This is a genomic window from Stutzerimonas stutzeri (assembly GCF_000935215.1).
Taxonomy (GTDB): Bacteria; Pseudomonadota; Gammaproteobacteria; order Pseudomonadales; family Pseudomonadaceae; genus Stutzerimonas.
Genome location: NZ_JXXD01000381.1, coordinates 1 through 223, shown reverse-complemented (window position 1 = coordinate 223; position 223 = coordinate 1). Strand labels below are relative to the sequence as shown.

General features: G+C 61.4%; 1 protein-coding gene. It reads right to left on the bottom strand.

All coding sequences use genetic code 11. The features are described from left to right. A partial coding sequence (locus LO50_RS23540) for an integrase repeat-containing protein (protein ID WP_044316556.1) occupies positions 1-223 on the bottom strand: 223 nt, incomplete at both ends.

Sequence of the window (223 nt, the reverse complement as noted above, 5' to 3'; positions counted from 1 at the left end):
CTGGGCGTAGGTCGTGTAGAAGTCGGGCCGTTCATTGCCGAGGAAGTCGTACCAGTCAATCCAGCCGGCATCGGCATAGACCTCACTGGGGCTGGCTGGCAGCCGCGAGTCTTCGCGGTAGCGCTTTTTATAGTCGGGCTGACTCTTAATGCCCAGCGCCTGGGCTGCCGCCTGAGTCTCGGCGTAGGTCGTGTAGAAGTCGGGCCGTTCATTGCCGAGGAAG